We start from the raw sequence: 18464 nt of genomic DNA, 5'->3' as shown, positions 1-18464 counted from the left end.
GATACTGATGTTTCAATAGGTTAATCGCGTAACCTCAAACAAAATAATACGTGAATTTTTATGCATCATGTCAATATTCATCTGATCTAATCATATATCTAAACTTTAATTCTTGACAATTTTATAAAAACATGATATATTGGACAAAGGTTAATGGCGTTAACTTATCAAATCAATACCGTTGCGGAGGTCAATCATGCCGGCAAAAAAAGGTAATACGCCGAGTAAGATATTGAATATTGCCCGAGGGATTTTCCTGCAAAACAGTTTTCAAGGCACATCCATGCAGCAGATTGCTGATGCTGTGGGTATTTCTGCTCCCGGTATCTATAAGCACTTCGATAGTAAAGAAGCTCTGTTTTCTGCTTTGGTTGATCCGCTTATAGAGAGCATACGAGAAATACTACACCTTGCTGAAAACGAAAAGGATGAAATGTTTGAGTTGGAACAAACAGACAAGGTTTGGGACAAGGACAAAATCTTTTCCGAAACACTTGATTTCATCTATGAGAATTTCGACGGTATGAAGCTGCTGATTTGCTGTGCGGATGGAACACGTTATGAAAACATCGTAGACCGTGTCGCAGACTACGAAACACAAATTGTTTTTCGTACTTTGCCGGAATTAAGGGAAAAAGGATTCTCCATTCCTTTGATTAAGAAGGAAACTATTTCGCTTATGATGCGAAATCAATATCGTACCTATGTGGAATTCATTAGAAATGATTTTTCAAGAGAAGAAGCAGACATCTATATAAAGACTGCAGGCGCGTTTTTTACATCCGGCTGGAGAGCTTTATTGGGTTTCTGATAGAAGGGATAACAATATGAATCACTATAAAGTCACATGGGTGCTTTGCCCTATTTGCGGCAATAAAACCCGTACGAAGGTCAGACCGGATACCGTACTTGAAAACTTTCCGCTTTTTTGCCCCAAGTGTAAAAAAGAAACGATGATCAATCTTATAAAACAAAATATATCAGTCATCAAAGAGCCGGACGCTTTAGACGCAGAGCCGATGAACTTGTGAGCAATCACAAAGTACATCGGCTCTTTATTATCAGCGAGGTGAAAGATATGAAAAATCTTCTAAGGAGGGAAAAATAATGCGCCATATTGTAATACGTCTGGCCGTAGGTATCATCTGGCTGATTGCCGCTGTTGTATGCTGTGTGCAGAACAACTATCCCTTTGCCGGACTGTATGCTGTTTTGGGTATCGCCTTTCTTCTCAGCGCCTATACTGGTTGGAAAAGGGAAAAGAACAAGCGGAGGTGATGAGATGGAGGACTTAACCCTTCTGACCATCGACAGATTAAACGTGTGGTACTCGCCGGGGAAAAACGTACTTGACAATTTCTCATTGGAGCTTGGCGACCATGAAATCGTTGGTCTGATCGGACTGAACGGTGCCGGAAAGACGACCTTTATCAAAACACTCTCCGGGCTGATTAGCAGCTTTCAAATCGGCACGGCCAAGTGGCAGGGGGAAGCATTTTCTTTTCAGGACAGGACGTTCAAGGAAAACCGATATACCGTATTCGCGGAAGATCATTCTTTTGGATATTTCACCTTTCGTGAGTATCTTTCTTATGCGGCGGCGTCCTACGGCGTGAAACAGCCGGATTTTTCAGCACTGGTGCGGGGCTTCCACTTTGAAGATTACATTGACGTACTGCTGAAAGAACTGTCAACGGGAAATCTGAAAAAGGCATATTTGATGACCGCCTTTGCGCTCCATCCGAAGCTGCTTCTTTTGGACGAGCCGTGGAGCGGCCTCGACTTCCAAAGCACGGAATATCTATACGAGCTGATAAACGGATACCGGCAATATGGCACGATACTCTTTTCCTCTCACATTTTGGAAAGCATCTGCCTGACCTCTGACCGTGTGCTTGTATTGGAACAGGGGCGGATACGGAATACCTTTACCGGGCCGGAAATCAACGCTGAAACGATCCGGGAGGTACTCAAGGAATGAGCGCGGCGAGAGCGATTTGCAAGCAGTTGTTCGGGGCGAAATACGAGAGGATCGTCAGAAGCCTTTTGGTCAGCGTAATCCTTTTCTTCTCTCTCTTTGGCGCAGGCGTCCGTATAACAATAGCTCCGTTTATCCTTTATCTGACGGCCACGGCGTTTTCGGCGGGTATCATGTGGCAGACAATCGGCTCAAACCGTCATGCGGAAACCTTCATGGGGCTGTTTATGCTCCCTTTTCCACGCAACGGCCTGACGCTTTCTTATGTATTGTCCTTTGCCGCCTACACGCTAATCACCAAGTCGTTTTTCGTGCTGGCGCTGCTGTTTGCGGTCGGCGGGTGGAATGTTGCACAGATGGTGACGGCGCTGCTGTGCGCCGTGAACGGATGCTTGCTGGCGGCGGCGTGGTACTCCATGCCGATCTGCAAAAAATGGCCGCTTGTGGCGATATGGACTTCGGGCATCGCGGCAGCGATCTTCCTCGCTCCGGGGGCATTGGTCATGGCTGTGGCCTGCACCGTGAGCATCGTGATCGCATTTATATTGCTAACGCGGACGGACGCCTATGTTTTTTACCGTTCCGGCCACACACGGCAGGTCGTAAAGCACAAATCCGGCACGGCAAGCGTATTCGTGTATCTGTTGCGCTATCTCACATCAAATACCAACTATCTTCTCAACACAATCGCGCTCTGCGCCTTTGCCTGCGTGTTACCCTTTATTCTCGGTCAGCTTAATGGTTTTAACAATATGCCGATGGGCTTTGCCGTATTGAGCTTGAATACGCCGATCTGTACGCTCATATCAGGCGATCCCGATACGGAGCAGGGTCTGCGGGCAATGCCCGGGCAGGTCATGCGCTTTTGTACCCAATATTGTCTTTTCATCTTCTGCGCAAACTCCATGATAAGCGGCATTTACCTAATATGCTGGCAGTTCAGAAACGGTGGCGTCGGCTATATAGAGCTTCTGACCGCTGTGCTGTTTGCCTTGCAGAGTTCCATTTTATCTGTGGCGTTGGAGTGGCTTCGTCCGCTTCGCAGATGGAAGGTCGAAACCGATCTGTGGCATCATCCGAGGAAATACCTCGTGCCGGCGGTGATGATGCTGATTGCCGGAGTAATTAGTTTGTACCCTATCGCTGTGTGGGTATGGCTGGGTGCTATGATCGTAGAAGTCAGCGGTTTCGCATTTTTGAAAAACACAAGAGAGATAAATAAGGAAATGTAAAATTGGACTACGAATGTTCAAAGCAACACACGTCTGCTTTGAAACAGCCAATTGGCGAGAGCAGAAAGGATGGAAAGGATGAAAAACATGAATGTTGCCTATATAATTTTGAAAATACTTATGTGGATACTAATTGTCCTGTTTATCGGAGACTTTGTGATGCAAACAATCTCGTACTCATTTTACAAAGGGGACAGAAAACTGCAACAGGTAACATTTCAGCCCGAAAGAATTCAGATTGATGATGGGCTGATTGGATATGGATATGCTCTTGAACAAGAATCCAATAATGTAATTCTATGCTTTGGAGGCTCCATGTATGTAGCTTACAATACAGTTGGCATGTATGCCGGGTATTACGATTGTCCATTCCTCTCGGTGGATTACTACGGCACGCAGGAAAGCACCGGCAGGATGAATCTGCAAACAATGCAAAAGTCCGCCGAGGCGCTGTATGACTATGCAGCGATGCGGTATCCCGGCAAGGAGATTATTGTAATGGGACACAGCTACGGTTGCGGAATGGCAGCTTATTTAGCCGGCATTCGCAATTGCAGCCAATTATTTCTTCTCTCCGGTTATCGGACAAGCGCAGATATGTATAACCGTATCCTTCCGTTCTATTGGGGACCGCTTCAAGCCTTTATCAAAAACAACATCCATGTGGATCAATATGCCGCAAAAACTACCTGCCCTGTGACCGTGATTGGTTCCGATGCGGATACAACCCTTCCTGCTGAACTTCAAGGGAAACTGGCAGAATGCTACGCAGACGCGGAATTGAAAATTTTTTCGGGGATTGAACATGAGGATTATTTGACATCCGCGGAGGTCATACAATTTATAAAACAAAACATATAAAAACTTAATCATATATATTTACAACAGTATCGTAAGTTTCTACCATTTATTAGTCAAACCATTCTCTCCTTTCCTCGTTATTATCACCGTTCGGTTTCAGTCACAGTTTTATTTTAGAAGATAACATTTAATTGGTCAATTGCATTTCTCCAAATTCTTGCATAAGAAAATACACTCCGCAGCATGGAATAATTTCAATCTGCGGAGTATTTCTTTCATATTACTTTTTCACAACAGGCACCCAAATCTCGCTTCTATTGTTCGGGTCAATTATAATGGCTTTGATATAGGTTTACGGTATTTTAATGTGTCAGCCTGCGTTTGCAGTAGCTCGTTTTACCGCAATGAGGGCATTTCAGCTTTCGCTTTGTGATTGTATGCACACCCTTGAGATACTCTCCTGTGGTTGGCTTGAAGCGCGTTTCGCAGTATTTACATTCAAAGGTTCCTGCGTCCATATCAAGCATAGTCGCCACCAGAATACCTCCGATAATGGCGATTGCGCCTGTCACAATAAGATGAATACGGAACCATAGCGGCATTTCCAATAAGCCTGACGTCATGATCAAAACGACTCCCGCCATGAAGGTAATCACCATGACGATAACCGACAGTATGATTTTCTTTTTGCTTTCTGATTTTTCTTTTACAAGGTTCATAATATTTTCCTCCGCTTTCTTTTTGTAGTCAGCGTCGGTTAGCTTTTCACCGGAAAACAATTCGTTGAGATTTATCCCAAGAGCATCGCACAAGGGTAACATCAACGAAACCTCGGGCATACCTTTGCCGCATTCCCATTTGCTCACGGTTTTGTCACTAATTAAAAGCTTATCCGCAAGCTGTCGCTGAGTAAGTCCCTGCTCTTTTCTCATTGTCGAAATAAAATTTCCGATTTTGATTTGATCCATAACCGACACCGCCTTTCACGAAGAAATTGTACGATAAAAAACCCAAAAAGAACACCCACGAAACGTAGAATTCAGCATTTACCGGAACTCTGCGTTGGATAGAAGGCTTAATCCTCGGGACGATTTGTCATTTTTCATTACCTAAATTTTGAATCATTATATATTCCTGCTCGTTTTCATCAACGATTTCAAATCCGACCTTTTGATACATTCGGACAGCATAGTTTTCTTTTTGAACAGCGAGAGAGGCTTTTGAATAATTCAGCTTGTTGAGATGCTCAAGCATTTTATTCATCAACGCTGTGCCAATACCCATTTTTTGATATTCGTCAAAAACAGAAATCGCAAATTCGACTGTATTATTATCAACGCTGCCGTAGCCGTTTATATTGCGTACCCATACTGCCCCGACAATCTTACCGTCTACCTCGGCACAAAAGCAGTAATCATCCTTTTTGGTGCCGAAATCCTTAATATACACTTGTAATTCAGGTTGCTTAATAATCGACCTCGGTGCTAAATTTGTTTTATCGGGCTGATAGATTGCCTGATACAAGAAATCTTCAAGTAAAAAATTTTCGTTTGGGTGCATTTCTCTAATTATGTATTTCATACATACCTCTTATTTTCTCCCAGCCACCAAGAAATGAGGACTTAAACCCATCAGCGTTTCTTAGCTTTTCATATATTTTAGGCATATCATCGTTTTGAAAGCATTTATTTCCTTCTCTTAAGAAACAAGTATTGCAACCTATACATGGATTGACTGTGAAATCAGCAGCAGATACTAATTCTACAATATTATTTTTACTTGCGCCTTCTGCGAAAGCTTTAGCTAATAATTCGGTGTTTCCATTTCTACGATTACTTCCAATCAATACAACTATTCTACTCATAAGTTTTCACCTTCTAATTAATAAAGCAAAATCATTCTTTAATGAATACATTCAAATTCTACCACGAAACAGGCAATATGGCAATTAGATTTTCTATGAATCACAAAGCGATATTATGTACAGTCAAACCGTGAGTTGTAGCATATTTGACCGTATATGCTGTGCCGCCTGATTGTTCCTTCAAATAGCAAATACACAAACTACTGTTATCGACAAGGTGGCAATTTCTTTTGAACATACAATCTCTCGTATATTCTTTTGATGTATAAACAACCTTGTCTGCTTTTTGCTTTATTCTCTCATATTCCGATATATTAGCTGCTTTCCAATTCCTTGTTTGCGACAGACAAGGAAGAACAAGGATCAGGCGTATATCGGGATATTTTTTCTTTAGCTCTAATACCGTTTGTGCCGCAAGGGTATCAAAACCTAACGCCCCGCCTGCACCAAAATAGAGGTATCCGTCATTGATTGCCGATATTATGGCTTTTCTTAATTCTTGTTTTACATTGCCGAGTTCAGTTTGAGGAATTTTTCTGTGTCCCGTAAAGCAACAGGTGTGTTCTCTCATTTCTGCTTTTGTCATCCTTTTATCTCCATTGTTTAATATAGTATATTATCGTTTTATTTAACGATAGTTTATTACAATTATACTATATTATACCGTTTCAGAAAAGGGTACAATTATTACAGAAATGAGGTACGGATATATGGATGCTACTGAGAAAATCAAACAGTTATTAAAACAAAGAGGTTGGTCGGCGTATCGCTTGGCAAAGGAAAGCGATTTATCAGATTCCACCATTGCTAATATAATAAAGCGCAATGCTGTTCCGTCTGTCACTACATTGGAATCAATCTGCAAAGGCTTTGGCATTACAATGTCGCAGTTCTTTGCGGACGGAGAATTGATAGAGGTAAACGATAAAACAAGAGATCTGCTTGATTGTTGGTCAGCGTTATCCGAGGAACAGAGAGATGCAGCCCTTATCCTCCTTAAAAAGATGAATCAGAAATAATTTTTACCGTGATGTATTTAAGCCATCACGGTAATTTTTCGTCTTTATGGATATAAATATAGCCAAGAGGACTTTTTCGGAAGTATTTTAGCTTTCCGCTGTCAATGAGCTTCTCTATTTCTTTTCTTGTTCTTTTATTCTGCTCTGCAAATTCTGTGATAGTGAGATATTCGTCACGGATATGTATATTTGTAGCTTGCACAAAAAAGATGAATAACAACACAGCCGCCAAGAAGGAAATCACCCCACTTGACGGCTGCGCTTATCAGGTGTAAATCAACAGTTTTAAATATTTTCAGCTTGGTATTTATTTTATATATTTATCATACTGACATTGCTCTTGAACTGCTTTTCCGATCAATGTAATTGCTTTTTGCGGACAATGACTGATACACCTATAACACATTGTACACATATTTCCAGCAACTGCTTTATTATTTTCGATTGTTATGTTGTTCATTGGGCAAATTTGGCTGCAAAGTCCACAGCCAATGCAGCTATCGTTTATTTTTAGTTTATCTGAATAATGACTCGTTTTGTTATAAAACCACAGTCTTTGACCAAAAAGACCGATGATATGCGAAAAGAAACTAATTCCCTCTTGAGGATATTTACCGTTTTGGATATCAAGCGCTGCCTTTTCAATCTTTTTATCCGCTTCGAAAATAATTTTTCTGTTTTCTTCAATGGACTTTTTTAACATTTTACTGTCGCAAACAGAATCAGGCATATGAATTTGCAAACCACCCAGAATGATAGCTCCTTTTTTCTTCAAAATCCTTGCCGTACAGCCTGCACCGTCACCGCTGAAAGCGCCCATTGTTGTGACACACAGAACTCTCTTGTTTCCCCAAATATCATTTAATTTAATAAAATCCCGAACCATAACAGGAGCATTGGAAAACTGGGTGGGATAACCCAAAATAATTGTGTCATTGTTTTTTATTTCACTAATGATGTTTCTATTTTCCAAGGGAATCGTTTTTGCAGATTGGTCTAATAGTTTTACTAATCTCTCAATACAATGCTTTGTATTTCCTATTCCGCTCAAATAAATACCAATCATCTGTCAGCTCTCCTTTATATCTGAAATATCAACTGAATTGATTATTGCTCTAACTTCCGATTCCCAAACTATATCGATATTGGGCATAGCCGATAAAGCTGCCAGACCATGAACCAGCGCCCACATTGCGGTTGTTTTATATCGGACATTTTCTTCCGATATACCCATTTTTCCCAATACATTTTTTGCTGTTCTTCTGAACAGCTCAAACGGCGGTATATCGCTGTTATCTGAAGATAATCTTATTTGAATACTTTTGCGTGAAAACAAAAAGTCGAAGTAAAGCGGATTGTGATAAAAAAACATAACATAACAAACGCCCAACTCTGAAAGAATCTGTGTTTCGTCCTTACATTCATTAACACAAATCGTTAATGAATTCATAAATGCCTCCATAACATATTTTTGCATAGCATTTATAAAATCATCTTTATCCTTAAAATGCGCATAAGGAGCGGCGTTGCTTACACCGCACTTTTCAGCAACTTTTCGCAGCGATAGCTTTTCCTCTCCATATTGATTGATAAACTCTATCCCGTTTTCAATAAGCGCCTTTTTCAATTCTCCATGATGGTATGGTTTTTTCTCCATTAATGCCCCTCCAATCTTATCACTGTAAAGATTATATCATACAATCTTATCAGTGTCAAGATATCGCATGGTATAAAATAATAGTCAATATGTAACCTGTATAAAAAACACCGCCAAGCAGGAGATTACCTCACTTGGCGGCTGTTGTGTTATCAATTTAAATTGTGGTGACGCACAGCGTCAGTTATGATAAGATCGTATAACGTACATGGTTGATTTTGCGATGCAATATCATTCCCACTCGATAGCACTGAAACAAATCCGTGTATGAATTATTATCTGTGCTATCTGTGGTGCTTTCTATTATTTGATATATCCATATTCTCCTGCCTATAGCCCCTCTTGTTATCATTTTATTATCAGCATTGATAACAGTGAGAGGATTTTTAGCTGTATTGGATAAACTTTTCTGTACGGTTATTATACCGCAATTTAGCTTTGTTTTCAATGGGTATTAATACTATCATTGTTTTTTCAAAGATTAAACGATTTCCTATTCAAACCCTTAATCCGAATGTCGTCCAGCTCCTCCGATGTCATACACCCCGATTGATATAAACGAAGGTATTCCTTTGATACATCGGAATCGAAAATCAGCACATCATCAGAGTTGATTGTTACATTTACTCCTTTTCGGTAAAGTTGGGCTATCGGGTGGTAAGCCATATCGTTTACACGCCCTAACAGAACATTACTCGAAGGGGTGATGTTTAGTCTAATGTCTTTTTCTACAAGAAAATCAATCACATCTTCATCTTGAACAGCAGCAATACCGTGCTGCACTTCATTGAGTTGTAATGCTTTAACTGCTGTAATAATGTCTTGTGCCGTACCCCATTCGCCGACGTGTGCTTTTAGCACCAATCCGTTTTCTGCGGCTTTTTCGTAAATAGGGATAAAGTTTTCAATTGGCTGCGCCAGCTCGTCGCCGTAAAGGTCGATAGAATAAAACTCCCTATGTCCCCAAAAGTGCTTTAGACAATCCATCAAATAGTCAACCGGACAATGACGAGATAAACCGATCTGCAAACGCAATTCAATCTCTGGAGCAATCTTATCATTCGCTTCCTGAAAAGAATAAATCAGTTCGTCAATATCATTGTGAAAAAACTCACCAAGTCCCCATACATCTTCACCGATTTCTAACACGGTTACACCATCGTTCTTTGCCTGCGCAAAGGTCGCTTCAATTAACAGCTTTCTGCCTTCTGTACTGTTAAAGCGGTTTCCGATATACTCAGTGCTCCAAGCATCCATTTCCTTCATAGATTTCACCGGATTGGAAATTGGTTTAACCTCACATCCGGTTTTCTCAAATATATACTCTCTGTTACCGCCAAGCACAAAATGGTTATGTAAATCCGATTTTGGGAAACTTCGGATTGCATCTAAGTCTCCGTTTCTAAGTGCTTCAATAAAAGTCATCATAATTACAACACCTTTACTTATATCATTTTTATTCTACCACGACTCCGAATATTTAGCAATAGAAAACGCCGCCAAGAAAGATTGTTTCCTGCTTGGCGGCGTCTTGTATTGCGTTATTTTCAGTTGTATGATAAAATTGACGTAACAATTTAAGGTGGACAATCATATCTGATAATTGAGGGTGAAGACTGTGACAAAAAGGAAGTTTTTAAGTATCGTTATGATTGCGGTTGTTATATTGTCTATAATGATATGCAATTCGTTATCTGTCGGCGCAGCAACAAACAAAATAAATGATGATACGGTTGATGAATATTTACAGACCTGTGTTGAAAACGCCCATATTCCGGCGCTTTCCATTACCATCGTAAACAAGGATAATGTGTTGTTTTCAAGCTGTTACGGGGAGTGTGATGACTGCGATACACCGTTTGTTCTCGGCTCGGTCAGCAAATCCTTCACGGCGGTCTGTGTAATGCAGCTTATCGAACAAGGAAAAATCAATTTAGACGAAAAAATCTCGGCTTATCTGCCAAATGCTGCGGACGGAGATAAAATCACGGTCAGTCAGTTACTCAATCATACGGGAGGACTTGGCGAACACCAAACACTTGAAAACTTTCATATCATTAATGAACAGGGTGAGCATCACTACGCCAACGTGAATTACTCGTTACTTGGTAAAATCATTGAGAAGGTCAGCGGCTTATCTTATGAGGAATATGTAACGAAAAATATCTTTGAACCTCTTGACCTTTCACATACTGCCGCCACACAAAAAGAAAGTATCAATAATGGTTTGATAGACGGTTACACCGATTTTTGGGGCTTTCAGCTGAAACGCAGTCACAAGTACCCTACCTCGGAAAATGCTTGGATCACAGTTCCCGCAGGCTATCTTTCTTCCTCGACCAACGATCTCGGACGATATTTGCAAATGTACTTGAACGGTGGAGAGGATATTATCTCAAAGCAAAGTATTGATAAAATGTTTTACGGAGATACCGTTTATGTAGAGGATGATGTTCCGTTTTGGTACGGCTATGGCTGGGCAACTGTCAAAGAGCCGTTGTCTGAGCCGGTATTGCGTCACAGCGGTCTGGTGGAAACGGGTACCTCTTGCGTATTTATTCTTCCCGAAAGCGGACTCGGCGTCGCCATTACAACTAACGTCAATGATTACTTTGTGACGAATGAAATGATGGATAGCTTGGGATGGGGCGTCATACTGATGCTTTTGGGTGAAAGTCCAAATGAAATAGCGGATAACGCATATCTGCTAAACCATTTGCGAATTGACCTGATTATGATTGCGGTCTTTGCTGTTGCCGTTCTTCCCCTTTGTTTCTTAATCCGCTATCGAAAATCACTCAAGAAGAATAAAAAAGTCCGCAAGGTAATTACCCTTGTGATTTATCATTTGATATTGCCGATATTCATTTTGCTTGTTGTTCCTGTTTTCTTCCAAACACCGCTTTGGGTAGCAGAAGCATTTGTACCGGATGTTTTTATTACCGTCGTTCTATCATCAACTATGCTATTTGTTACAGGTGTTATAAAATCAATAATGCTGATACATAATATTCGTGTCAAGCAAAAAAATAATTAAGAATAATACAGCCGACGGAGTGATCTCTTTAAAACTCCGTCGGCATTGTTATACTATCTTTCGTTACACTCGTAATGGCATTTGTGCCTGCACTTTATCCTTGCGGCAATCTCCTGACTATTATTTCGCCTTTGAGTTTCCGGGATTCGCTGTTTCGTAAAGCACCTTACAGGGCTTATCTTTCATTTTCGCAACGTGACCGCTGTTGTAGGAAACGCCTGTTTTGGCGCGGCGATAGGTTACTCCGTTAACCTCATATTCGTACACGGGATATCTCATATTGCCTCCCGCGTGAGCGGTGTTAAAGCCGATATACGCCTCAACCTGAACGCCGTCCGTAGGAGTCGTTCCGTTCGACTCATTAAAGCGCTTGCCGTAGATAACTTCTCGCCCGTAAATCTTCCCTGACATTCTCCGTCAAATTTTTTCTTGCCAAACATAGCTTTCTCCTTATTTCTTTTTGCGTACCTTGTACGCGTCTTTGATGAACTGCTCCACGCGTTCGTTTTCTTCTTTGCCGAAGTTTTCTACTATAAAATTCTTGTTGTAAAATTTGTTATACAGATCAAAGGTGAATTCAACATCCGTACGCCGACCCTTCTTTACAATTTCGCCGCTGTGGTTGTGGCGAAGAAAATCATAATAAATTGTAAAGAAAGCGGCGATCTCGCGGTCAAGGCTGTTATCAAGGAAATGCAGCAGATAGCAGTCGAGGTTATTGACGACAGCGTTGGGCTTTGTCAGCTGTCCGATCTGCGTTTCGCCGTCATAAAAGGAGATGACCTCTTTCTTGCCGGCTCCCTTTTGATAACAGGCTATCAGCCTTCCGCGCCATTCTATCACAAGCTTGGTTTTCGCTATGCCGGTCTGCTCAAAGTAAAAGCGTCCGACAATCTGATTCTCTCCGTTGAGCACGGAATAGCGGCACACCTGCTTTGCGCCCTTAAACAGCCAGTTCAACGGGACAGCTGACGCGGCAAGGTTTTCGACCGTGTTATAGTCGGTATACAAAATCGAGCGATTCATTACATCCGTCAGCGTAAGCTTGCGGAAAACGTCGCCGCCGATCGGTATCCCGGGATTATAGAACGGAGCCGAGCCTCTGAACAAAAGCTGTCCGTTTTCAAGAATTTCAAATTGATTTCTGCCGTTCGCGGTCACCTGATTGATTTGAAGGATCATATTAGCCTCACAATCTCAAATGATAAATATTTGGATTTTCAATTTAACAGTTTATATTATATCATTTAGCAACGCTTAGTGCAATAAAAATCGCAAAACAATCACCTACGGATGGCAACCGAATTATTTTTATTGAAAAGATTTTTGTATTTAAGGATTATTTAATAATTTCTCCGTTATACTCAATCTGCAAGGTTCACAAGACACGGTTTTGTGATACAATGAAAAGCAGAAAAGGAGAAGGCGTATGTTTTTTGACATTTTAAAACGCGACCTGAAACGCAAAAAGACAATGAATGTGATTGTCCTGCTGTTCGTCATTTTGTCGGTGATGTTCATTTCCTCGAGCGTGACAAATCTGACGGCGGTGACCGGCTCGCTCGACAGCTTTTTTGACAAGGCAGGAGTCGGCGACTATATAGCTCTTGAGCGCAGCGGCGGCAGTGTGACGGTAAAGGACGCCGTGAAGAAAGCCGAGGGTGTGAAGCGGATTCGACAGGAGAAGTGCATCTTTCTGACCGACCACAAATTCATCGGACGTGAAACCGCGCAGGAGAATCAAGCCGCAAACACCAGCTTAATCAGCTGCTTGTCACACCGGATTGAAACCTATTTTGACAGCAACGATAATGAAATCACAGAGGTTCCGGACGGAGAGCTGTACGTCCGTCAATCTGTCCTCGATAACGGCAACGCTAAGATAGGGGATAAGGTGAAGCTGACCGTTAATAACATTTCCCTCACCTTCACGGTGAAGGATACGCTCAAGGACGCGATACTCGGTTCACGCCTAATGGGCAACGCGCGGTTTCTGATTTCCGAAAACGATTTCAAGGCATTTGAAAAAGCGGAATCAATTGAGCCATACTTGTTTTATGTCAGCTTTATTGATACTGATGACCTTCCTTCACTGGAAAGAGCGCTGAACGAATGTGATGCGACGGCGTTCAGCGGAGACCGCGCTCTGTTCCGCATGTCCTATACTATAGAAATGACGATTGCGGGCATTCTGCTTATCGTCAGTATTGCGCTGATTCTGATTGCCGTTGTTATCCTGCGTTTTACCATCAGCTTTACGCTCAGCGAGGAATATAGGCAGATAGGAATTATGAAGGCGATCGGTATTCCCAACGGAAAGATCCGCTCGCTGTATCTGATAAAATATCTGGCAATTTCTGTTTTGGGCGCAATCGTCGGCTTGGCACTTTCCTTTCCGTTCGGCAGTATGCTGCTCAAAATGGTGTCGCAGAGTATTTTGATGGACAGCGCGGGCGGCGTTCTGCTGAGTATTCTTTGCGCAATATCGGTTGTGGGAATTATCGTGCTGTTCTGTTATGTAAGCACGCGCAAGGTAAAAAAATTCACGCCTGTTGATGCTATCCGCAGCGGCACAACAGGCGAACGATATAAGAAAAAAGGCATCATTAAGCTCGGCAAAAAGCCCGTAAGCCCCGTGTTCTTCATGGCAGTCAACGACATTCTCAGCAGTCCCAAGCGTTTTTTGATTATGCTGTTTACGTTCTTCATCGGCATCTCTATGCTGATGATAGGACTGAATATCTCATCAACGATGAAGAGCGGCAAGATGCTCGGCTGGATAAATATGGCTCAGTGTGACGCGGCGGTTGTGGAATCGGGTGCGATTGAAAAATACATGGTTCCCGACGGCAGAGAGAAGCTCAACAATAAGATAGCCGAGGTGGAATCTGACCTCGCTGAAAAGGGCTGGGAAGCGGATTGCTTTGTGGAAACCATTTCAAATGTTGTCGTTGTCAAAGGCGATACAGAGCTGAAAACCCACGGCGTAGAGGGCGTGAATATGACGCCGGACGAGTATCTGTATTTGGAAGGCACCGCGCCGCAGAACAAGCACGAGATTGCCATGTCGTATGTTGTCGCTGACAAATTAAATGTCGCAATCGGAGATACCGTCACGGTAAAAACTCTTGACGGCGAGACAGAGTGTATGATTACGGCGACCTACCAGACAATGATGTCTATGGGAGACAATATCCGCCTGTATCCCGGTCAAACCTTCAGCTTTAAGAACCTTGCGGGAATCAACGATTTTCAGATTCGTTTTCATGACAATCCAAGTTCCTCTGAGATTGAGAAAAGAATAGAAACCATCAAAGAAATGTATCCCAATGACAAGGTAATGAACGCGGGCGACTATGTCGATTACTGCGTAGGCGGCGTAGGAGGTATGATGGACGGAGTAACGGGTTTGCTGCTGCCGATTATCATTCTGATCGATATTTTAGTTGCCGTATTGATGGAAAAGAGCTTTCTCACAAAGGAGCGCGGCGAGATTGCCATGCTCAAGTCGATCGGCTTCAAGAACCGCTCCATTATCCTGTGGCAGACCTTGCGAATCGCGATTGTGATGATAGCGGCTGTACTGCTCTCGGTTGCGCTCGCCGACCCCATCGGCAAGCTGGCGACAGGCGGCGTCTTCCGAATGATGGGCGCGAAAAACATCATCTTCGATACCGATGTGCTCAAAACCTACATCATCTATCCCGCAATCGTCCTTGCCGCGACCGTGTTCAGCGTATTTCTGACCGCTCTCGGTATCCGCAAGGTCAATTCAAACGAAATCAACGCAGTAGAATAGGAGAATCATCATGGCTAATATTTTGGAAGTTACAGACCTTTGTAAAACATATATCACCAACAAAAGACAAAACAACGTGCTGCGCAACGTCAACTTTTCGGTTGACGAGGGCGAAATGGTCGCCGTAATGGGACCTTCCGGTTCGGGCAAGTCCACCCTGCTCTACACCGTTTCGGGAATGGACAACATGACGGCGGGCAAGGTTCTGTTCGGCGGCAAGGATATTTCCGCGCTGAAGCCGACGGAGCTTGCATCACTCCGGCTTGACGAAATGGGCTTCATCTTTCAGCAAATGTATATGCTCAAAAACCTATCCGTGCTCGACAACATCATTCTTCCCGCACGTCAATCAAAAAACAATATGCTTTCCGCAAAAGAAAAGCTCGAGCGCGGCAAGGAATTGATGCGCAGGCTGGGAATCATCGAAATTGCCGACAACGACATCAACGAGGTGTCGGGCGGTCAGCTGCAAAGAGCGTGCATCTGCCGCAGTATGATCAACAACCCCAAGATGATTTTTGCCGACGAGCCGACAGGCGCACTCAACCGTCAAAGCTCCAACGAGGTGATGGAGGAGCTTTGCAAAATCAACGCGGACGGCACCACCATTATGCTCGTCACCCACGACGCAAAGGTTGCCGCCAAATGCTCCCGCGTGCTCTACATCGTTGACGGAAATATTCAGGGCGAGTATAATAATACCGAACTTGAAGAGAGAAAGCGCGAAAGAGCACTCAACAACTGGCTCCTCGAACAGGGCTGGTAATCGGGTTTTGGAGTGAGAAATAATGATAGACATTCTTGTAGTAGAAGATAACCTTGAAATGGCAACACTGCTGTGTGATTTTCTGAAAGCAGAGGGCTATTCCGTGCAGAATTGCACCGACGGAGAGAGCGCCTTGAAAGCCTTTGAATCAGAGGACGCAAGGCTCGTGATCCTTGATATTATGCTGCCGGGGCTCGACGGCTTTGCGGTCTGCCGCAAAATCCGAGAGAACGCCAACACGCCGATTATCATTGTCAGCGCCAAAACCGAGAAAGACGACAAGCTTAACGGCTTGATTCTCGGTGCGGACGATTACATAGAAAAGCCCTATGATATCGACATTTTGCTCGCTAAAATCAAAGGCATCTTCACACGGCGTTATCAGACCGAGGTGCTCTCCGACGGCTTTTTGAAAATCGACAAGAGCAAGCGGATTGCGTATAAGGAAAAAATCCCTCTCGACCTTACGCAAAAGGAATTTGATTTGTTACTTCTTCTCATGGAAAACACCGGCAAAACGCTGAGCAAGGACTATCTGTTCAATCAGATTTGGGGCTTTGACAGCTTTTCCGAACCGCAAACGCTGACGGTACATATCAAATGGCTGCGGCAGAAAATCGAATCGAACCCCAAAAATCCCGACCATATTGTGACGGTCTGGGGCGTCGGCTATCGCTACGAGAGGTAACCCATGAAAAGCTATCTCAAACTGACAATCGCGGTTATCGCTGTCCTCGCGGTGATTTTCACCGGGGCAAACATCATTTTACATTACGAAAATAAGGGTGACGCGGGTCGCCCTTATCGTGTTGAAGCGGAAAGAATCGCCGCGAAAATCGAAAGCGGAGAGGAGTATTCTCTCGACGATTACCGCTATATTCAAAATATCGAGATACAGGAAAACGGTTTTGGGGGCGGCGACAGCGATTATCTTGTCAAGGAAATCGGCGGCAAACTCTATCGCTTTGATTATTCCTACCAAGCTGACAACAACGCGGCGATAACGTCCTTTAACATCTGCTTCGGCGTGACGGCGGCGTTTGTCCTGCTTCTGCTCCTGTTTCTGTTTATCAAAATCATCCGTCCGTTTGAAAAAATCAGCGCCTATCCCACGGAGCTTGCAAAGGGAAATTTAACGGCTCCGCTGAAAGAAAGCCGTGACAAATACTTCGGCAAATTTCTCTGGGGACTTGACCTGCTGCGCGAAAAGCTGGAGAATCAAAAATCCGCCGAGCTTGCCCTGCAAAAGCAGAACAAGACGATGGTACTCTCGCTCTCGCACGATATCAAAACGCCGCTCGGCGTGATCGAGCTGTACGCAAAGGCGCTGGAAAAGGATTTGTATAAGGATGAGAAAAAGAAGCTGGAGGTCGCTCGGAACATTAACGGCAAGTGTGAGGAAATCCGCGGCTATGTAGACGGCATTGTCAAAGCATCAAGCGAGGACTTTCTGAATTTAGAGGTCAATAACGACGAGTTTTATCTGTCGGCGCTAATTGAAAAAATCAAGTCGTTCTATACTGACAAGCTCAGCCTGCTGAAAATCGACTTTACCGTAGACTCCTTTTCAGATTGTATTCTCTCGGGCGATTTGGAGAGAAGTATTGAGGTGCTGCAAAATATCATCGAAAACGCGGTCAAGTACGGCGACGGCAAGGAAATCGCCATAGCGTTTTCAAGAGAGGACGACTGTCAGCTCGTACATATCCGCAACAGCGGCTGTACACTCAGCGAAAACGAGCTGCCGCATATCTTCGACAGCTTCTGGCGTGGCTCCAACGTGGGCAGCAACAGCGGAAGCGGCTTGGGACTGTACATCTGCCGCAATCTGATGCGCAAAATGAACGGCGATATTTTTGCTGAGATTCAAGAGAGCGATATGGTTGTAACAGCAGTATTTTCGATAGCATAATAACAGAAAAAGGAACACTGAATAAGCATGCCATTCAGTGTTCCTTAATTTTTGGATTTCCTATTGTTATACTCAATGAGATTTCAGTTTTATTGGCAAGTATAGATTAATATTTTGTCGTATATACCAAGTTATCCAAATGACCATACTATTTCAAAGTATAAAGCAAGCTGCTGTTCTCTCCGTTATAGCGATACCGCTGTTTGGTTTCAATCAGCTTGGCTTCTCTCAAATCCTTGACTGCTCTGCGCACTGTGGCCGCCGACAACTTTGTGTCGGCGGCTATTCTGTTTACAGAGGGCCAGCATACTCCGTCCTTGTTGGCGCGGTCCTTGAGGTAGATATAAACGACAAAGGCTCTGTGCGGTAAATTCATCTTATAAATCGGTTCAAGTCTGC

General features: G+C 43.2%; 23 protein-coding genes. 12 read left to right on the top strand and 11 right to left on the bottom strand.

The features are described from left to right. Positions 1 to 196: 196 nt before the first annotated feature. From JKK62_RS16540 to JKK62_RS16515, 6 genes are all read left to right on the top strand, one after another. Positions 197 to 811 carry a TetR/AcrR family transcriptional regulator gene (locus JKK62_RS16540; RefSeq protein ID WP_092970505.1) on the top strand — a complete coding sequence of 205 codons (615 nt, stop codon included), beginning with the start codon at positions 197 to 199 and terminating at the stop codon, positions 809 to 811. Positions 812 to 827: 16 nt separating this feature from the next. After that, positions 828 to 1031 (top strand): cysteine-rich KTR domain-containing protein, encoded by a 204-nt coding sequence (locus tag JKK62_RS16535; protein WP_092970503.1) that lies wholly within the window; start codon positions 828 to 830, stop codon positions 1029 to 1031. A gap of 76 nt (positions 1032 to 1107) precedes the next feature. Then, entirely contained in the window at positions 1108 to 1278 is a 171-nt protein-coding gene (locus JKK62_RS16530) for a hypothetical protein (protein WP_201428888.1), read from the top strand. A gap of 4 nt (positions 1279 to 1282) precedes the next feature. Beyond that, the gene (locus JKK62_RS16525; RefSeq protein WP_201428887.1) at positions 1283 to 1981 is read left to right on the top strand and encodes an ATP-binding cassette domain-containing protein; all 699 of its coding nucleotides are present in this window, start codon (positions 1283 to 1285) and stop codon (positions 1979 to 1981) included. Beyond that, positions 1978 to 3210, top strand: coding sequence for a hypothetical protein (locus JKK62_RS16520; RefSeq protein ID WP_201428886.1), 1233 nt, complete (start codon positions 1978 to 1980; stop codon positions 3208 to 3210). Before JKK62_RS16525 ends, JKK62_RS16520 begins: the two co-directional genes overlap by 4 nt. Before the next feature lie 78 nt (positions 3211 to 3288). Beyond that, positions 3289 to 4071, top strand: a complete 783-nt coding sequence (locus JKK62_RS16515; RefSeq protein WP_243411900.1) for an alpha/beta hydrolase family protein — start codon at positions 3289 to 3291, stop codon at positions 4069 to 4071. Positions 4072 to 4373: 302 nt separating this feature from the next. Here JKK62_RS16515 and JKK62_RS16510 read toward each other — a convergent pair whose 3' ends face one another. The 4 genes from JKK62_RS16510 to JKK62_RS16495 all read right to left on the bottom strand — a co-directional run bounded on the left by JKK62_RS16510 (position 4374) and on the right by JKK62_RS16495 (position 6461). Then, a complete protein-coding gene (locus tag JKK62_RS16510) occupies positions 4374 to 4979 on the bottom strand; it encodes a helix-turn-helix domain-containing protein (protein ID WP_201428885.1) in 606 nt (201 codons plus the stop codon). Positions 4980 to 5106: 127 nt separating this feature from the next. Then, positions 5107 to 5592, bottom strand: a complete 486-nt coding sequence (locus JKK62_RS16505) for a GNAT family N-acetyltransferase (RefSeq protein ID WP_201428884.1) — start codon at positions 5590 to 5592, stop codon at positions 5107 to 5109. Beyond that, on the bottom strand, positions 5576 to 5875 hold the full coding sequence (locus JKK62_RS16500; RefSeq protein WP_201428883.1) for a flavodoxin family protein: 300 nt from the start codon (positions 5873 to 5875) through the stop codon (positions 5576 to 5578). The genes JKK62_RS16505 and JKK62_RS16500 overlap by 17 nt, the downstream gene beginning before the upstream one ends. Positions 5876 to 5975: 100 nt before the next feature. Then, positions 5976 to 6461 carry an SLOG family protein gene (locus tag JKK62_RS16495; protein ID WP_243411899.1) on the bottom strand — a complete coding sequence of 162 codons (486 nt, stop codon included), beginning with the start codon at positions 6459 to 6461 and terminating at the stop codon, positions 5976 to 5978. 124 nt (positions 6462 to 6585) lie between these two features. On the opposite strand from JKK62_RS16495, the gene JKK62_RS16490 reads away from it, so the two are divergent. Further along, the gene (locus JKK62_RS16490; RefSeq protein WP_201428882.1) at positions 6586 to 6894 is read left to right on the top strand and encodes a helix-turn-helix domain-containing protein; all 309 of its coding nucleotides are present in this window, start codon (positions 6586 to 6588) and stop codon (positions 6892 to 6894) included. Between the two features lie 25 nt (positions 6895 to 6919). Here the strand turns inward: JKK62_RS16490 and JKK62_RS16485 are convergent, their stop codons facing one another. The 4 genes from JKK62_RS16485 to JKK62_RS16470 all read right to left on the bottom strand — a co-directional run bounded on the left by JKK62_RS16485 (position 6920) and on the right by JKK62_RS16470 (position 9979). Further along, positions 6920 to 7126: a helix-turn-helix domain-containing protein gene (locus tag JKK62_RS16485; protein ID WP_201428881.1), complete on the bottom strand. Its 207-nt coding sequence runs from the start codon at positions 7124 to 7126 to the stop codon at positions 6920 to 6922. Positions 7127 to 7201: 75 nt separating this feature from the next. After that, positions 7202 to 7960 carry an EFR1 family ferrodoxin gene (locus JKK62_RS16480; RefSeq protein WP_201428880.1) on the bottom strand — a complete coding sequence of 253 codons (759 nt, stop codon included), beginning with the start codon at positions 7958 to 7960 and terminating at the stop codon, positions 7202 to 7204. A gap of 3 nt (positions 7961 to 7963) precedes the next feature. Next, complete coding sequence (locus JKK62_RS16475) at positions 7964 to 8551, bottom strand: TetR/AcrR family transcriptional regulator (RefSeq protein ID WP_201428879.1); 588 nt, start codon at positions 8549 to 8551, stop codon at positions 7964 to 7966. Between the two features lie 474 nt (positions 8552 to 9025). Continuing rightward, positions 9026 to 9979 (bottom strand): amidohydrolase family protein, encoded by a 954-nt coding sequence (locus tag JKK62_RS16470; protein ID WP_201428878.1) that lies wholly within the window; start codon positions 9977 to 9979, stop codon positions 9026 to 9028. A gap of 190 nt (positions 9980 to 10169) precedes the next feature. On the opposite strand from JKK62_RS16470, the gene JKK62_RS16465 reads away from it, so the two are divergent. Then, positions 10170 to 11588: a serine hydrolase domain-containing protein gene (locus JKK62_RS16465; protein ID WP_201428877.1), complete on the top strand. Its 1419-nt coding sequence runs from the start codon at positions 10170 to 10172 to the stop codon at positions 11586 to 11588. A gap of 120 nt (positions 11589 to 11708) precedes the next feature. On the opposite strand, the gene JKK62_RS16460 is transcribed toward JKK62_RS16465, so the two are convergent. Further along, positions 11709 to 11999, bottom strand: coding sequence for a hypothetical protein (locus JKK62_RS16460; protein ID WP_201428876.1), 291 nt, complete (start codon positions 11997 to 11999; stop codon positions 11709 to 11711). A gap of 39 nt (positions 12000 to 12038) precedes the next feature. Further along, positions 12039 to 12770: a hypothetical protein gene (locus tag JKK62_RS16455; RefSeq protein WP_201428875.1), complete on the bottom strand. Its 732-nt coding sequence runs from the start codon at positions 12768 to 12770 to the stop codon at positions 12039 to 12041. A gap of 247 nt (positions 12771 to 13017) precedes the next feature. Between JKK62_RS16455 and JKK62_RS16450 the strand changes: the two genes are divergently transcribed. From JKK62_RS16450 to JKK62_RS16435, 4 genes are read left to right on the top strand one after another with little or no spacing between them, the layout of a single operon-like run. Next, positions 13018 to 15387, top strand: a complete 2370-nt coding sequence (locus tag JKK62_RS16450) for an ABC transporter permease (protein ID WP_201428874.1) — start codon at positions 13018 to 13020, stop codon at positions 15385 to 15387. A gap of 10 nt (positions 15388 to 15397) precedes the next feature. Continuing rightward, positions 15398 to 16153: an ABC transporter ATP-binding protein gene (locus tag JKK62_RS16445; protein ID WP_201428873.1), complete on the top strand. Its 756-nt coding sequence runs from the start codon at positions 15398 to 15400 to the stop codon at positions 16151 to 16153. Positions 16154 to 16175: 22 nt separating this feature from the next. Then, positions 16176 to 16841, top strand: a complete 666-nt coding sequence (locus tag JKK62_RS16440; RefSeq protein ID WP_201428872.1) for a response regulator transcription factor — start codon at positions 16176 to 16178, stop codon at positions 16839 to 16841. Positions 16842 to 16844: 3 nt separating this feature from the next. Beyond that, positions 16845 to 18065, top strand: coding sequence for a sensor histidine kinase (locus tag JKK62_RS16435; protein WP_201428871.1), 1221 nt, complete (start codon positions 16845 to 16847; stop codon positions 18063 to 18065). Positions 18066 to 18213: 148 nt separating this feature from the next. Here JKK62_RS16435 and JKK62_RS16430 read toward each other — a convergent pair whose 3' ends face one another. Beyond that, the gene (locus tag JKK62_RS16430) at positions 18214 to 18441 is read right to left on the bottom strand and encodes a helix-turn-helix domain-containing protein (protein ID WP_201428870.1); all 228 of its coding nucleotides are present in this window, start codon (positions 18439 to 18441) and stop codon (positions 18214 to 18216) included. Between the last annotated feature and the right edge of the window lie 23 nt (positions 18442 to 18464).

The organism is Ruminococcus difficilis (assembly GCF_016680995.1).
This window is presented reverse-complemented; position numbering and strand designations above follow the sequence as displayed.

Coding starts and splice junctions, on each gene's coding strand:
- JKK62_RS16525 (WP_201428887.1), top strand. CDS start 1,283: ATGGAGGACTTAACCCTTCTGACCATCGACAGATTAAACGTGTGGTAC.
- JKK62_RS16430 (WP_201428870.1), bottom strand. CDS start 18,441: ATGAATTTACCGCACAGAGCCTTTGTCGTTTATATCTACCTCAAGGAC.
- JKK62_RS16510 (WP_201428885.1), bottom strand. CDS start 4,979: ATGGATCAAATCAAAATCGGAAATTTTATTTCGACAATGAGAAAAGAG.
- JKK62_RS16505 (WP_201428884.1), bottom strand. CDS start 5,592: ATGAAATACATAATTAGAGAAATGCACCCAAACGAAAATTTTTTACTT.
- JKK62_RS16515 (WP_243411900.1), top strand. CDS start 3,289: ATGAAAAACATGAATGTTGCCTATATAATTTTGAAAATACTTATGTGG.
- JKK62_RS16475 (WP_201428879.1), bottom strand. CDS start 8,551: ATGGAGAAAAAACCATACCATCATGGAGAATTGAAAAAGGCGCTTATT.
- JKK62_RS16435 (WP_201428871.1), top strand. CDS start 16,845: ATGAAAAGCTATCTCAAACTGACAATCGCGGTTATCGCTGTCCTCGCG.
- JKK62_RS16490 (WP_201428882.1), top strand. CDS start 6,586: ATGGATGCTACTGAGAAAATCAAACAGTTATTAAAACAAAGAGGTTGG.
- JKK62_RS16520 (WP_201428886.1), top strand. CDS start 1,978: ATGAGCGCGGCGAGAGCGATTTGCAAGCAGTTGTTCGGGGCGAAATAC.
- JKK62_RS16495 (WP_243411899.1), bottom strand. CDS start 6,461: ATGACAAAAGCAGAAATGAGAGAACACACCTGTTGCTTTACGGGACAC.
- JKK62_RS16450 (WP_201428874.1), top strand. CDS start 13,018: ATGTTTTTTGACATTTTAAAACGCGACCTGAAACGCAAAAAGACAATG.
- JKK62_RS16480 (WP_201428880.1), bottom strand. CDS start 7,960: ATGATTGGTATTTATTTGAGCGGAATAGGAAATACAAAGCATTGTATT.
- JKK62_RS16535 (WP_092970503.1), top strand. CDS start 828: ATGAATCACTATAAAGTCACATGGGTGCTTTGCCCTATTTGCGGCAAT.
- JKK62_RS16540 (WP_092970505.1), top strand. CDS start 197: ATGCCGGCAAAAAAAGGTAATACGCCGAGTAAGATATTGAATATTGCC.
- JKK62_RS16460 (WP_201428876.1), bottom strand. CDS start 11,999: ATGTCAGGGAAGATTTACGGGCGAGAAGTTATCTACGGCAAGCGCTTT.
- JKK62_RS16500 (WP_201428883.1), bottom strand. CDS start 5,875: ATGAGTAGAATAGTTGTATTGATTGGAAGTAATCGTAGAAATGGAAAC.
- JKK62_RS16455 (WP_201428875.1), bottom strand. CDS start 12,770: ATGATCCTTCAAATCAATCAGGTGACCGCGAACGGCAGAAATCAATTT.
- JKK62_RS16445 (WP_201428873.1), top strand. CDS start 15,398: ATGGCTAATATTTTGGAAGTTACAGACCTTTGTAAAACATATATCACC.
- JKK62_RS16530 (WP_201428888.1), top strand. CDS start 1,108: ATGCGCCATATTGTAATACGTCTGGCCGTAGGTATCATCTGGCTGATT.
- JKK62_RS16470 (WP_201428878.1), bottom strand. CDS start 9,979: ATGATGACTTTTATTGAAGCACTTAGAAACGGAGACTTAGATGCAATC.
- JKK62_RS16440 (WP_201428872.1), top strand. CDS start 16,176: ATGATAGACATTCTTGTAGTAGAAGATAACCTTGAAATGGCAACACTG.